Source organism: Pseudomonas abyssi (assembly GCF_003444685.1).
Classification (GTDB): Bacteria; Pseudomonadota; Gammaproteobacteria; order Pseudomonadales; family Pseudomonadaceae; genus Halopseudomonas; species Halopseudomonas abyssi.
The window spans coordinates 23,347-36,835 of the sequence record NZ_LMAZ01000002.1 but is presented as its reverse complement, the minus strand read 5'-3'; the positions used below and the strand labels follow the sequence as shown (position 1 = coordinate 36,835).

Sequence of the window (13,489 nt, the reverse complement as noted above, 5' to 3'; positions counted from 1 at the left end):
TCGCGCCATCCTGGGTGTGCTGGCGGCGGGCGGCCAGCAAGTAAATCTTGCAAATACGATTGCAATCGATAATATTTTGCACCCATCGAATTGGCCGTATCGCCAGTCATGTTCAGGAAAGGAGTCATGCGCGGATGAAGCAGTTCACACGTACCAGCCTGGCGGTAGCGGTTACCTTGGGCGCAATCACGGCGACGTCAGCTGCTGCAGCTGATGACGAGCAGGTGCAGACTCTGTATCTGGACTCGATCGTGGTTACCGGCGAGAAGATAGAGCGTACCGCCGAGCGCACGCTCTCCAGTGTCGCGGTGGTGACGGCTGACGATTTGCGCGATCACGGCGACGTTGACCTGCAGAGCGTGTTTGAGCGCACGCCCGGTGTGTATGCCCAGTCGGGCAACGAGAACTGGGGCATCCGCGGTATTCCGGTCACCGGCTTTGACGATCAAGGCCCGGCGGCGATGAACGGCGCCGTCTCGGTGTATGTGGACGACGCCCTTCAAGTAAACCGGCTGCTGACACTTAACCCGCTGCCGCTGTGGGATGTGGAGCAGATAGAGATCTACCGTGGGGCGCAGTCCACCACGCAGGGGCGCAACTCGCTGGCCGGTGCCATCGTCATGCAGACGCGCAATCCGCATTTTGATCCGGAGTTCGCCGTGCGCGGCAACGTCGGCAAGTACGGCGAGCAGGGCGCGTCCGCGATGGCCAATGGCGCGCTGGTTGATGGCGTAATGGCCGGCCGTATCGCCGTTGATTACCAGACCCAGGACGGTTACATCGACAATGCCACGCTGAACAAGGACGCCAACCTGCTGCGCACCAGCAATGTGCGCGGCAAGTTGCTGATTCTGCCGTCAGATGAGGCCGAGCTGCTGCTGACGCTGGCGCGCACCGAGCAGCGCAGTGGCGTTAACGCCGTGGCTGCGACGGCCGGCAAGCCGGACTATTTCAAGCTTTACGAAAATACCGAGACCCACAACACGCTGGAGCAGACCACCGCAACGGCCCGACTGGACTACGACCTGTCCGACAGCCTGGTGCTGACCAGCGTCACCTCAGGCACCTGGTCCGAGTATCACTCGGTACTGGATTTTGACCGGCTGCCGACCGTCACTCAGACATCACCGCGCCACCACGAACAAAGCCTGGCCAGCCAGGAGCTGCGTTTGGGCTACTCGTCCGATCAACTGGATGGACTGGTCGGCCTGTATCTGGGACGCTCCAGCGGCAAGATCGACGACCAACTGGTCAACAACGGTACCGTGCTGCTTGATCAGCAGGGCGATACCACCATCAACAGTCAGGCGCTGTTCACCGAAGTGAACTGGCGCTTCGTCGAGGACTGGGAGCTGATCTCCGGCCTGCGGTGGGACCATGAGAAGAACCACACCGAGATCGTCTACCCGGTAGATGCCTTGGGGATTGCCACCGACCCGGTGGCTGATGAAAAGCTCAGCTCCAGTGTCTTGCTGCCCAAGATCGGCATCAGCCATGACCTGTCCGACACCCAGCTGATTGGCCTGACATGGCAACGCGGTTATCGCAGCGGCGGTGTCAACGTCCGCACCCGGGCAGCGCATGACAGCTACGACCCCGAGTTCACCAGCACCTTTGAACTGGCCTGGCGCGCCAGCTGGCTGGATCGCCGTCTGCGCACCAGCGCCAATCTTTATCACACCGACTGGAAGGACCAGCAGGTGTCCTTCCTCAACCTCAGTGACAACACCGTGCAGGTGGCCAACGCGGCCAGCAGCCGTATGATCGGCCTGGAGCTGTCGGCCGAGTATCTGCTCAACGCCCAGTGGCTGCTCAACGCGGGATTTGCCTACAACGACACCAAGTACGAGGACTTTGTCCGCGACGGCGTCGACCTCAGCGGCCGCGAGTTTGTCTTCGCGCCCAAGACCATGGCTAACCTCGGCGCCAACTACACCTTCGGCAATGGGCTGATGCTGGGTGTGGATACGGTCTACCAGGGCAAGAGCATTTCCAACTTCAACACCAACGCGGCGCGTGAGGTGACCGGCGAGCGCCACAACGACAGCGTGGTGCTGGTTAATCTGAATGCGGAATATCCGATAGGCGATCTGACGGTCAGTGGTTATGTGCGCAACCTGTTCGACGAGCGTTACATCACCAACAACCAGGGCGACAACCTGCTTGATGTGGGTGCGCCGATGACGCTGGGGATGGCGGCGCGTTACAGCTTCTGATCAGGCTTGGGAGCCGTGCTGTCGTAGTCGTGGAAGGTCGCCTTGCGAATAATGGCATGCACCCCAGGTGGCGGCACCGCCGCCGTCACCAATCGGCACCCGAATTGCCCTTGACCATACGTTCGCTGTACGGCATTGGCGCTTGGTTGTTCGGGCGGGGGAAACCAGTAAAATGCGCCGTTCGCATTTTCCCTGTCTGTTGCCGGAGTCACTGCATGTCCAACCTGATCTCCCCGCCGGAACGTCTGGCGCCGTTGTTTCTTGCCTGTCTGATGGCATCACCCGCGTTCGCCCAGGCCGATGAGGTTGCCCAACTGGACGCGATTACGGTTGCGGGGCAGAAGTACGATGAGGTCGCCAAGGCTCGTGAGGCGCTGAACGAGGTGCCGGGCGGTACCAATCTGGTTGATATGCAGCAGGTTGAGCAGGGGCGGGTCGCTGGCGTCGCTGATGTGCTGGCTTATCAGCCGGGCGTGTATGCCCAGTCCCCCGGCAACGAGGGCGTGAAGATCAGCATCCGTGGTTCCGGCATCAACCGTGGGCCGGGTGCCCATGCCTCCGGTAATCACATTTTGCTCGATGGCCTGCCGCTGACCGGTTCGGGCGGTACGCCCTATGAGCTGCTGGAGCCGCTGTGGCTCAGTCGCGCGGAGGTGCTGCGTGGTGCCAACGGTTTTGAGCGCGGTGCGCTGGCACTGGGCGGGGCGGTCGATTACATCACCCGCAGCGGTTTTGATGCGCCGCGTCTGCAGCTGCGCATGGAGGCGGGCAGCGACGGTTACCTAAAGCGCCATATCGCATCCGGTCAGGTAATCGGTGATCTGGATTATTACGTGGGTATCACCGACCTGCACTACGACGGCCAGCAGGATCACGCCGCCGGCAGTGGCAAGGGTGTGGTCGCCAACGTCGGCCTGCAGCTGACTCCGGATCTGGAAACCCGTTTCTACCTGCGTTATCGCGAGACCGAACACCAGAGCCCGGGGCGTTTGACCCAGTCGCAGATCGACGACGACCCGACCCAGGCCAACCCGGCCAACATTGCCCGCGACGCCAAGCGCGAGCAGCCGGGCAGCACCTGGCTGGCCAACAAGACCACATTGCGTCTGGACGACGTCAGCACGCTGGAGATGGGGCTGGTCTACCACCATTACCCGATGGACCTGATGGAAAGCCCGTACCGCATCCGAGTGGACTACAGCGACATCAGCGCCACGCTCAACTATAAGCGTGAGCACCAGCTGTTCGGACTGAACTCAAACACCACTGTCGGCTGGCGGACAACCACCAATTTGCCCAGCAGCGATTCGAAGGAAACCGCCTACCAGCCGCTTAACGCCAATGGCACGGTCTACCCGGTTGGCACGCTGATGCGCAAATATGAGCATCAGGGCTCGGATAACGTGCTGCATATCAGTAACCAGCTGGAGCTGGCCCCACGCCTGTGGCTGAGCAGCGGACTGGCACTGATCTACACCCAACGCGAGGTCGAGGTCACCTGGCCGGAGACCAATGAGCGTCTGGATGAGGGCACCTGGGACTACGCGCCGCGTTTGGGCCTGCGTTATCAGCTGGAGTCCGGTACCGAGGTATATGGCAACCTGTCTCGTTCAGTCGAGCCGCCGCACCCGTGGTCGATGATCTGGGGCTCGCCAACCCGCTTCCCGGTCAGCAATCAGCCCTGGAGCAATCGCCAAAGTACGCCGGTCAGTCTGGATAACCAGACTGCGACGACCTTTGAGGTCGGCGCGCGGGGGGATTCGGTCGTTGGTGTGTGGGACCTGGCCTGGTATTACTCGCGGGTCAACCATGAACTGCTGACGGTCGAAATTGAACCGAACATCTTTGCCGAGTCCAATGCCAGCGCCACTGTGCATCAGGGTATCGAGGCGGGTCTGAGCAGCACGTTGTGGCAGGGTGACGAACTGGGCGCGCTGGCGCTGCGTCAGGCGTATACCTTCAGTGATTTCCACTACCGTGATGACGACACCTTTGGCAGCAATGCGCTGCCGGGGCTGCCGCGCCATTACTACCAGGGTGAGCTGCGCTATCAGCATCCGGCGGGTATCTATGTGGGGCTGAATACCCAGTATGCGTCTAAAGTGCCGGTGGATTACGCCAACTCCTGGAATGCCGATAGCTACACGATTTTTGGCGCTACCCTGGGCTACGATGCGCCCAAGGGCGACTGGCAGACCTGGTTGGACCTGCGCAACCTGACTGACGAGCACTACGCCGCGACCGTGACCCCAGGCTACAACGACAACGGAGCAGAAGCCGCGCGCCTGACGCCCGGTGAAGGTTTTGGTGTGTACGCCGGGCTTTCCTGGAATTGGCTCTGAGTGGTTAGGGAAGTACTGATTGATTCCGCATGCCCTCGGGCGTTCAGGCTGGGCCGCATCCGGCCGGGCTGCTGCACGCTTGAGCACCCGCAGAGGGCGTGTGGAATTAATTGGCGCTTCCTTAGTAGATATCGCGACGGTAGCGGCCGTCAGCCGCCATCTGTTTGATGGCGCTGGCGCCCAGCAACCCCTGCAGCACGCTGTCTACCGCCTGACCCATGGCCATGCTGCCGCAGACGCGAATGCTGGCGCCGCGATCGATCCAGTCATGCAGGCGTTCTGGTTGCTCGCGCAGCAGGTCCTGTACGTAACCCGCTGCAGCGGATGTCGGCGCACGTGAGAAGCAGCGCTGTACCAACAGCTGTTCAGCTGGCAGGTGATCCAGTTCATTGGCCAGCCAGCAGTCATGCTCCGGGCTGCGTTCACCAAACAACAGCCAGGCGGGTTGCCCGCGCTGCAGCTGTTCTTGCAGCAGAGCACGTAGGCCGGCCAGCCCCGTGCCGCTGCCAATCAGAATGACCGGTGCGCGACGGTCGGGTAGCGCGAATGACGGATTATGATGCACCCGCGCCTCGACCAGGCTGCCGGGGGCTGCCTGCTGGCACAGCCAGCCGGACATCAGCCCCTGGCTGCCATCGTCTTTCATGACATGGCGGACCAGCAGCTCCACCTGCCTGTTATCGCCCTGATTGGCAATCGAATACAGGCGGCGCTGCCCGGCGTGCTGCAACTCCAGCAGATCGCCAGCCTGCCAGCGTCCCAGAGCATCAGCCTGCAAGCTCAGGTGCCAGGCGGTGAGCCCCGGACTGCCGGGGTTCAGCGCGCGGCGGCTGAGCAGGGTCACGGGCTGCCATGGTTGCTCGTCATCCTCCGGCAGTTCGTGCAGGCCGGTGTGCTGGGCCAGGCTGGCGCGCCAGCGCACCAGGCCGTCCGGGTCCTGATTATCCAGGTAGATACTGTCCTGCAAGGGCTGGGCGCCTTTGTCGCGCAGCCAGCTTTCCAGCCGTTTGGCGAAGGCGCAGAAATGCGGGTATTGGCTGTCGCCCAGCCCGAGCAAAGCGAAACTCAGTTCCGGTAACGCTGGGCCTTGCGGCATCAGGCGATGTTCAAAGGCCTGCGCGCTGTCTGGCGCCTGGCCGTCGCCGTAGGTGCTTGCCACCAGCCAGAGCTGTCGACAGGCAAGAAGATGGGCTGGGGTTAAACGCCCCAGCGGCAAGCCCGCGGCCGACTGGCCGGCGGCTTGTAGTGCGTGCAGCGCCTGTCTGCCCAGGCGTTCAGCCTGACCGGTCTGGCTGGCCCAGACCACCAGGGTCTGGTGCTCGCCAGTGGTCTGTTGGCGGCGCCACAACGGGCGCAGCCAGTAGCAGGTGGCGGCCAGCCAGAGCAGGCTGGCCGCCAGCGCCCAGGCGGTGCTGCTCATCAGGGTGCAAGCACTTCAAAGGTGGTGCTGTAACTGGCGCGGCGCTGGGTTACCGGCGCTTCCAGACCTTCGGTCTGCTTGTATTCGGCTTCCAGCCAGAACAGGCCAGCCTGCCCCCATTCAATGCTGACCTTGCCGTCGGCGTCGGTGGTCAGGTCGCGGGCTTGCTCGCTGTCGCGGTAGCGGGAGCCGGCCGGGATCAGGGCGATTTCCAGCCCGGGCGCCGGTTGGCCATCGAGCAGAAAGACGAATTCGGCGGCCTCGTCGGCGTAGAGGTCATTGGGGTGTGTCACGGGTTGCAGCTCCAGCCCCTGGCCGGTTGCCTTCAGCACCTCTTCGGTCGGGTTGCCGGAGGTGACAAACAGCTCCATGCGCGAGTCGCTGCGAATGATATTGACCTTCTCGGCGTCCGCCGGAATCTGCTTGACGATCTCATCCAGGCTGCCCATGACCCGCTTGCGCTCGCCGTTAAGCTCGTACATGCCCATGACCCGGCCGCTGTTGGCGATAGCGATCTTGTAGGTGCCTTTCTGCTCCAGCTGCAGATCAAAGCTGCTGCGCAGGCGGCCCAGGTGGCCGTTTTGCGGTTCAACCTCGCTGCCATCGGGGGCGGTGATGGTGAGCGGGGCGGGTTGGCGATTGCTGTTGGCTGGCGGTGTACCAACGCCCTCCAGCATCATCGGGAAGTGGTCGAAGTAGAAAATGCCATTGCCGGCGGCAGCATCCACGGTGACCCAGGGTGCTTCGCCAGACAACACCGTGGAAGACGGCACCATCCAGGCGCGGTGGGCATCGGCGGTCAGCGGTAGGGTGGCGGCAACCGCCAGTACAGAGAGTCGTTTGAGCAGTTTCATGGTTGTGTCCTTGTTATTCAGGGAGTCAGTTGCAGGCGAACCTGGCCCAGCTCGCGGCTGCCTTGGGTCTGGAGGTCGGCAGCGCTGGTGACGGGCCAGCTGAAAGGCACCTTCAGCAGTTCACGGCCGCCCACTTCGCGAGCTGCTTCAACCACCAGCTCGTAGTCGCCGGGGGCCAGTTCCTTGAAAGCCGGCAGGTCTTGCAGCGCAAGGTCATGGCTACCGGGCGGGCGAGTCGCGGCGCTGATACCGTCGATAGGCAGGTCCAGCCCACGGCCACTGCGCCGCCACCATTGGCGCAGGTCCTTCAGCCATTTCTCGCCTTCATCATCCCGCAGTTCGGTGTCGTACCAGACGGTCAGGTCGGCGACATGACCGGCGTCGTTTTCCAGCCAGATGGCGACGTAGGGGCGGTGGTATTCGGCGACATCCAGACGTGGAATCTGCACGGTGAGTTGTGCCTCGGCGGCCTGCAGAGCACTGCTGCCCAGCAGGGCACTCAGGGCAAAGGCCAGGTGCGGTTTCATTGTGGTCTCCTTTCTCAATGCATGCTCAGTAGCAGAATCAGTATCGGGACAAGCAGCCCCAGTGTGGTGAGCGGCCAGGTGGTGCGGCGGTGGCTGGCCTGGCGGTACAGCAGGATCAGTCCGGTCAGGGCAAACAGCAGACAGGCCACGGCGGTCAGATCGATAAACCAGCTCCAGGCAACGGACGTGTGCCGGCCCTTGTGCAGGTCATTCAGATAGGCGATCCAGCCCCGGTCGCTGTCTTCAAACAGCAACTCGCCGCTGTCCAGATCCAGGCTCAGCCAGGCGTCGCCACCGGGGCGCGGAAAGCCCATGTACAGCTCACCGCCATCCCACTCCGGGGTGGTGCCGGCCAGCTTGATCGGCAGGGTTTGCTCCAGCCAGCCGGCCAGCTCGGTCGGAAGACTGCCGTCCTCCGGCGGACGGCGCTGCAAATGGGCCTGCAGCGGGGCAGGCAGGGTCGCTTCGATTTCCGTGACCTTGGCCCGGGACTCTATCTGGTGCGCATGGTTGAGCGTTATGCCAGTCACGGAAAACAGCAGCAGGGCAGCCAGGCAGATGGCTGAGCTGATCCAGTGCCACTGGCGCAGGGTGCCGAAACGAAAAGGTAATTTCATGATGCCGCATACGTAAAAAAACGAAGGCGCTAGCCTAGCGGTTATGCAGCATTTGAGAAAGCTTCTCAATTGTAAAGTTTGTGCAAATTTCCGTCAGGATTGTTGCTGTTGTGCTCGTCGTCTGCCCAAGGTCCTGTGGGTTGGGCGGGGGTGGCTGCTGGCCAGGCCCTGACGTGCCGCTCGTCCAATCGGCTTGAACCTGCCCGGCGCTCTGCTTGACTAAGGCTGTGAACCCCTAACAGGAGATTGTCATGTCGTTTGATCAGAAACATCCGGGTGAAAACAACATGCCGCACCTGCCATTGCCGGAATTGGACCCGCCGCATGATCAGTGGGAAGGCCCGATTGAAAGCGAAGAATTGAACGAGCTGGACGCTGGCGAGGTGTGCCGTACGCTGCGCGACGACGACTGAGTGCCCAGGCGCTCAGTGCGCCAAAGCGCCTGTCTCTGCCAGAGCTTGCAGTGGTGCGGGCTTGCCGAGGTAGTACCCCTGTACCATGTCGCAGCCCAGTGAGCGCAGGGTCTCGAGTTGCCCGAGGGTTTCTACGCCCTCGGCAACCACCTGCAGATCCAGCTTGTGCGCAAGCAGGATGATCGCCTCCACGATGGCCAGGTCGTTGTGGTCGGCCGGCAGGCCCGCGACGAAGGTGCGGTCTATTTTCAATACATGCAGTGGCAGGCGTTTGAGATAGGCCAGCGAACAGTAGCCGGTGCCAAAGTCGTCAATCGCCACGCTCACACCCATATCGTGCAGCGCCCCGAGGATAGCCTTGGATGCCTGCAAGTCGCTGATCAGAATTTGCTCGGTTATTTCCAGCTCCAGCCGGTCCGGCGGGAAGCCGGTTTCCTCCAGCACTTGTGCGACCTGTTGCACCAGCTCGCCAGAGGCGAACTGCCGGGCCGACAGGTTTACCGAGACGCGAGGGCACAGGCCGTGGGTCTGGGTATAGGTTGTCATGTCAAGGCACGCGCGCCGCAACACCCATAGCCCCACCTCATTGATCAGGCCAGTTTCTTCCAGCAACGGAATGAACTCGTCTGGCGGCACCAGCCCACGCTGCGGGTGCCGCCAGCGGATGAGTGCCTCGGCACCCGTCACCTGGCCGCTGGCCAGCTCGGCCTGCGGCTGGTAATACACAACAAACTCGTTACGCGCCAGCGCCCGATGCAACTCTGACTCCATGGCCAGCAAGCGTTGCTGGCGCTCGTTCATCGCCGGGGCATAGAAGCGAAAGGCGCGACCACCATCGGCCTTGCTCTGATACATGGCCGAGTCGGCGTTGCGCAGCAGGGTGTCTGCGTCACCGCCGTCATCCGGGTACACGGCGATACCGGCGCTGAAACTGACAAAGATATCCTGTCTGGCGACGTGAACGGGGTGTTCGAAGGCGCGGTTCAGTTTGTCCAAGATGGCGGTAATGGCATCGGCGTTCTCCAGGTCGCTGGCAACAATGACAAATTCGTCGCCGCCGTAGCGGGCGAGAATATCGTTAGGCCGGATGTGTCGGCCCAGTCGCACACTGACCTGTTGCAGCAACTGATCCCCGATGCCGTGTCCCAGGCTGTCGTTGACCCGCTTGAAATTGTCCATGTCCAGGAACACCACCGCGGTCACGCTGTTGCGCCGTTGCGAGCGATTCATCTCGGTTTGCAGTTGCTCGGCCAGCAATACGCGGTTGGCCAGGCCGGTCAGCACGTCGTGAGTGGCCTGATGCTGTAACTCTGCCTCGAACTGCTTGCGCTCACTGATGTTGCGGGCAATGGTGGAAAAGTAGGCGATGTTCCCGTTCTGATCACGGTGCGACATGATCACCTGGTGCAGGTATATGGTCTGTCCGTCACCGCCCGACAGTACCGACTCGCGCTCCCAGACGCCGTGCTTTTCGGCCTGTCCGAGTGCGTTGCCGATCAGTTCACCGGCCGCCTGGGTCGCGCTGCTGTCCGGTTTGATCTCGGCCAGCAGGCTGTGACCGGCCTTGTTCACATAGATCACGGCGCCGGTGGCATCGGCAATGGCGACGATGTCGGTAGTTGCCTCGAGAATGGCATTGAGACGCGCGCGGTCCTCGTCGGCCTTGACCCGGTCGCTGATGTCACGACCGGTCGAGACAAAGTGGGTGATTTGCCCTGCCTGGTTAACCAGCGGCGTGATGACTTTTTCTTCATAGAAGGTTGCGCCATCGTGCTTGCGGTTGACCAGGGTGCCGCGGTAGGTCTGCTTGCCCAACACGGTTTCCCACAGTTCGGAGTAGGCGGCTGGGTTCTGCTGCGTCGCCTTGAGTACCGACGGCGTGCGCCCGGCAACCGCTTCTGCCCGGTAGCCGGTCATCTTCTCGAAGGCGGGGTTGACGTACTCGAACTCGCCCTGGCGATTGGTGATAAATATGCTGTCGGCGGCCTGCTCGACCGCCTGTGACAGCTTGCGCAGCACATCCTGGGCCAGCCGATGCCTTTTTTGCAGCGCCTGCTCGGCGATGGCGCGTTCGACAACTGGCGCCAGGCGGTTGAGATCATGCTTGACCACGTAGTCCTGGGCGCCGCCCTTGATGGCAGCAACGGCAGCCTTTTCTCCGAGGGTGCCGGATACAAAGACGAAGGGCATGTCCGGGTCCAGTTCGCGGACCACCCGCAGCGCACTGACGCCGTCGAACAGGGGCATGCTGTAGTCTGACAGCACGACATCCCATTCGTCGTTTGCCAGATGTTTGCGCAGATCAGGCTCGGTCTCGATACGCGTCCAGCTGATGTCGCACCCGTGGGTCTCAAGGTGGTTGATGATCAGCAGCGCGTCGTCTTCGTTGTCCTCCAGCATGAGGACATTCCAGTGGTTGCTTTGGTCGTCCGGACTCATGGTGTCGCTCCGTTCAGTTGTCCACTGCTGGCTGGTTGAGGCGGAGCCAGTAGCTGCCGACCTGCTGTGCCACATGAACAAACTCGTCGAAGTCCACTGGCTTGCGCAAATAGCTGTTGGCGCCGGCCTGATAGGCGTTCAGGCGGTCGCTGGGCTCCAGCGAGGAGGTCAGTATTACCACCGGCACCAGACGGGTGTTCGGGTGGTTGCGCAGCTCGCGCAGTACCTCCAGGCCATTGCGCTTGGGCAGGTTGAGGTCCAGCAGAATGAGCGCAGGGACGCCACGTTCTGCTTGTCCGGCTGCGCCGAACAGGGTTTGCAGGGCCTGCTCGCCATCCTCGACAACCACCACGGGGTTGGCGATCTGGTTGTCGCTCAGGGCGTGCAGCATCAGGGCGATATCGTCCGGGTTATCTTCGACGAGCAGGATACTCTGTGTGTTCATTGCTCTGCTCCGATACGGGCGAATTGGAGATAGAAGGTGGCGCCCTCGCCGACGCTGGATTCGGCCCAGATACGGCCGCCGAGTTTGCTCATGACCCGTTTGATCGAGGCCAGGCCGATGCCCGTGCCGGGAAATTCGCTGGCGCTGTGCAAGCGCTGGAACGGGGTGAACAATTTGTCAGCATAGTTCATATCAAAGCCGACACCGTTGTCACGGACGAAAACCACCGTCTCGCCATCCTTGCTCATGCAGCCAATCTCGATAAGGGCCTTTTCCTTGGTGGAGGTGAACTTGAAGGCGTTGCCCAACAGGTTCTCCATGGCAACCTGCAGCAGCGCGGGGTCGGCCAGCACCTTTATGTCAGGCGCTATCTGCAGGGTAACATTGCGCTCGGGCTGGTTCTCCAGCAGGCGATCCGCGACGGCGGTGGCCAGACGGCTGAGGTTAAGGCTGGCCAGCTTGACGTCAGCGCGGGTGACACGCGCCAGGGTGAGCAGGTCGTCGATCAGCTTGCTCATGTTCTGCGCGGCTTTGCGGATACGGTTGAAGTAGTCGCTGTCGCGCTCGCTGAGACTGCCCTCAAGGCTGCTCTGCAGTATCTTGCTGAAGCCGTCGATGGCCCTGAGCGGCGCGCGCAAGTCATGGGAGACGGAGTAGCTGAAGGCTTCCAGCTCGTTGTTGACCGCTTGCAGCTCCGTATTCTGGCGCTCCAAGCCTTCGTTCAGGCGGCGAATCTGGCGTTCGGTGGCGCGGCGCTCGGTGGCGTCGCGCACGGCGCAGAAAATCAGCCGGGCCTCGGCGGTGTTGATGGGGCTGAGGCTGATTTCGACCGGCAACTGGCTGCCGTCCTTGCGTCTACCGCTCAGGCTCAATCCCATGCCCATGGGTCTGGGCTGTGCCGCGCGAGCGTAGCCTTCGCGGTGGGCCACATGACGTGTGGCGGCCTCGGCGGGTATCAGCACCTCTACCTTCTGCCCGAGCAGCTCATCCTGGGTGTAGTCGAACATCGCCACGGCCTGCTCGTTGAGCAGCGTGATGGTGCCCTCGGCATCGGTAATGATGATTGCGTCCGGCGCGGCTTCAATCATTGCCCGAAACAACGACTCACTCCGGCCGAGTCGTGTTTCACTGGCGCGGCGCTGAGCAATCGAGCGCGCCAGCAGCGCGGCCAGCAGGGCAAACAGCAGCATCACCAATGCCGCCGCCTGCCAGAAGGCGCCGGCGTTGACTGAGTGCGCGCTGTCGACTTGTTGCCGGGTAAGCTGTGAGACAAGGTACAGGGGGCCCAGCGTGTTCTCGCCCGGGGCTTGTTGTGCGCCGGCCAGTTCCAGGCGTTCAAAGTAGTACGTTGCCTGATCGGTGATCAGCGTTTGCTCCGCATCCGGGCGGATCATTTGGCTCCATAGTCGTACGTGCTGCCGGGACAGGCTGGCTTCACTGCGTTCTGGCAACATGAAGCCCCAGGTCTGCTCGGGCTGATCGGAGTGGAGCCAGTAGCCATTGCTGTTGACCAGCCACAACGCGGCGCCGCTGGGTGCCTGCAGCCGGCCCAGGGCGTCCAGCAGCCCCTGACCGTCATAGTTTATAACCACTAGCGCGCCAGGCAGACTGTGGTTGCTGCCGGTCCTGGTAACAACGCGAATGGTGGGGCGAAGTGGCGTCTCGACCTGGCCATGCTCGACGTTCAGGTCAAAGGGTGACAGGTAGACGCTGCCAAGCGGCAGTTGCAAGCCTTGCTGTACATAGTATCGATAGCTTTTGTCCTGCAGTGCCTGCCGGGGCAGGGCCTGGGGGTGGTCCTCGCGCCACTCGACCCGGACGCGTTCCTGGCCTGCCGCGTCGATCAGACGGATCTGGTAGTACTGCCGGTGGTGGCGTTGAAAAGTGTCGAACAATCCTGTGGTCTGGGGTATCGAGTCTAGCTGTTGCAACTGATCTGCCAGGTAGACAATGTCAGTCTGTACGCCGGACAGGCGTTCGCTGAGTATTTTCTCTGCGGTTTGTACCTCGGCTTGCTGCTCCATGACGGCTGCCTGCATCGCCTGCTTGCGCTGATCGTTGACCAGCAAGGCGGTGACGATGGCAATCAGCAGCGCGGGTGGCAGCCAGATCGCGAGAAAGTACAGAAGCAAGGTTTTGCCGTGCTGCGTACCTGGCGTCATGGTTGTTGTTCCTTCAGCTTCCATTCCTACGCGGCAGTATAGGTGCTGCGGCAG

General features: G+C 62.1%; 10 protein-coding genes. 3 read left to right on the top strand and 7 right to left on the bottom strand.

Annotation, left to right across the window (positions count from 1 at the left end):
* Nucleotides 1-134: 134 nt before the first annotated feature.
* Together ASB58_RS08240 and ASB58_RS08235 are read left to right on the top strand one after the other, a co-directional pair.
* Nucleotides 135-2,216: a TonB-dependent receptor gene (locus ASB58_RS08240; RefSeq protein ID WP_118130058.1), complete on the top strand. Its 2,082-nt coding sequence runs from the start codon at nt 135-137 to the stop codon at nt 2,214-2,216.
* A gap of 215 nt (nt 2,217-2,431) precedes the next feature.
* On the top strand, nt 2,432-4,558 hold the full coding sequence (locus tag ASB58_RS08235) for a TonB-dependent receptor family protein (protein WP_118130057.1): 2,127 nt from the start codon (nt 2,432-2,434) through the stop codon (nt 4,556-4,558).
* Between the two features lie 121 nt (nt 4,559-4,679).
* Here ASB58_RS08235 and ASB58_RS08230 read toward each other — a convergent pair whose 3' ends face one another.
* From ASB58_RS08230 to ASB58_RS08215, 4 genes are read right to left on the bottom strand one after another with little or no spacing between them, the layout of a single operon-like run.
* A complete protein-coding gene (locus tag ASB58_RS08230; RefSeq protein WP_118130056.1) occupies nt 4,680-5,978 on the bottom strand; it encodes an NADPH cytochrome P450 oxidoreductase family protein in 1,299 nt (432 codons plus the stop codon).
* Nucleotides 5,978-6,832, bottom strand: a complete 855-nt coding sequence (locus tag ASB58_RS08225; RefSeq protein WP_118130055.1) for a DUF4198 domain-containing protein — start codon at nt 6,830-6,832, stop codon at nt 5,978-5,980. The genes ASB58_RS08230 and ASB58_RS08225 overlap by 1 nt, the downstream gene beginning before the upstream one ends.
* Before the next feature lie 17 nt (nt 6,833-6,849).
* Nucleotides 6,850-7,359 carry a DUF2271 domain-containing protein gene (locus tag ASB58_RS08220; RefSeq protein WP_118130054.1) on the bottom strand — a complete coding sequence of 170 codons (510 nt, stop codon included), beginning with the start codon at nt 7,357-7,359 and terminating at the stop codon, nt 6,850-6,852.
* Between the two features lie 14 nt (nt 7,360-7,373).
* Nucleotides 7,374-7,976, bottom strand: coding sequence for a PepSY-associated TM helix domain-containing protein (locus ASB58_RS08215; protein WP_118130053.1), 603 nt, complete (start codon nt 7,974-7,976; stop codon nt 7,374-7,376).
* Nucleotides 7,977-8,227: 251 nt separating this feature from the next.
* Between ASB58_RS08215 and ASB58_RS20030 the strand changes: the two genes are divergently transcribed.
* On the top strand, nt 8,228-8,389 hold the full coding sequence (locus tag ASB58_RS20030) for a hypothetical protein (RefSeq protein ID WP_165771295.1): 162 nt from the start codon (nt 8,228-8,230) through the stop codon (nt 8,387-8,389).
* A gap of 12 nt (nt 8,390-8,401) precedes the next feature.
* Here ASB58_RS20030 and ASB58_RS08210 read toward each other — a convergent pair whose 3' ends face one another.
* The 3 genes from ASB58_RS08210 to ASB58_RS08200 are packed head-to-tail and all read right to left on the bottom strand — an operon-like array spanning nt 8,402 to nt 13,435.
* A complete protein-coding gene (locus tag ASB58_RS08210; RefSeq protein ID WP_118130052.1) occupies nt 8,402-10,828 on the bottom strand; it encodes an EAL domain-containing protein in 2,427 nt (808 codons plus the stop codon).
* A 13-nt stretch (nt 10,829-10,841) separates the two neighbouring features.
* Nucleotides 10,842-11,273, bottom strand: coding sequence for a response regulator (locus ASB58_RS08205; RefSeq protein WP_118130051.1), 432 nt, complete (start codon nt 11,271-11,273; stop codon nt 10,842-10,844).
* The gene (locus ASB58_RS08200) at nt 11,270-13,435 is read right to left on the bottom strand and encodes a sensor histidine kinase (protein WP_181977894.1); all 2,166 of its coding nucleotides are present in this window, start codon (nt 13,433-13,435) and stop codon (nt 11,270-11,272) included. The genes ASB58_RS08205 and ASB58_RS08200 overlap by 4 nt, the downstream gene beginning before the upstream one ends.
* Between the last annotated feature and the right edge of the window lie 54 nt (nt 13,436-13,489).

Excerpts from the sequence above, each read along its gene's own strand:
- ASB58_RS08240 (WP_118130058.1), top strand. The coding sequence starts at position 135 with ATGAAGCAGTTCACACGTACCAGCCTGGCGGTAGCGGTTACCTTGGGC.
- ASB58_RS08235 (WP_118130057.1), top strand. The coding sequence starts at position 2,432 with ATGTCCAACCTGATCTCCCCGCCGGAACGTCTGGCGCCGTTGTTTCTT.
- ASB58_RS08230 (WP_118130056.1), bottom strand. The coding sequence starts at position 5,978 with ATGAGCAGCACCGCCTGGGCGCTGGCGGCCAGCCTGCTCTGGCTGGCC.
- ASB58_RS08225 (WP_118130055.1), bottom strand. The coding sequence starts at position 6,832 with ATGAAACTGCTCAAACGACTCTCTGTACTGGCGGTTGCCGCCACCCTA.
- ASB58_RS08220 (WP_118130054.1), bottom strand. The coding sequence starts at position 7,359 with ATGAAACCGCACCTGGCCTTTGCCCTGAGTGCCCTGCTGGGCAGCAGT.
- ASB58_RS08215 (WP_118130053.1), bottom strand. The coding sequence starts at position 7,976 with ATGAAATTACCTTTTCGTTTCGGCACCCTGCGCCAGTGGCACTGGATC.
- ASB58_RS20030 (WP_165771295.1), top strand. The coding sequence starts at position 8,228 with ATGTCGTTTGATCAGAAACATCCGGGTGAAAACAACATGCCGCACCTG.
- ASB58_RS08210 (WP_118130052.1), bottom strand. The coding sequence starts at position 10,828 with ATGAGTCCGGACGACCAAAGCAACCACTGGAATGTCCTCATGCTGGAG.
- ASB58_RS08205 (WP_118130051.1), bottom strand. The coding sequence starts at position 11,273 with ATGAACACACAGAGTATCCTGCTCGTCGAAGATAACCCGGACGATATC.
- ASB58_RS08200 (WP_181977894.1), bottom strand. The coding sequence starts at position 13,435 with ATGACGCCAGGTACGCAGCACGGCAAAACCTTGCTTCTGTACTTTCTC.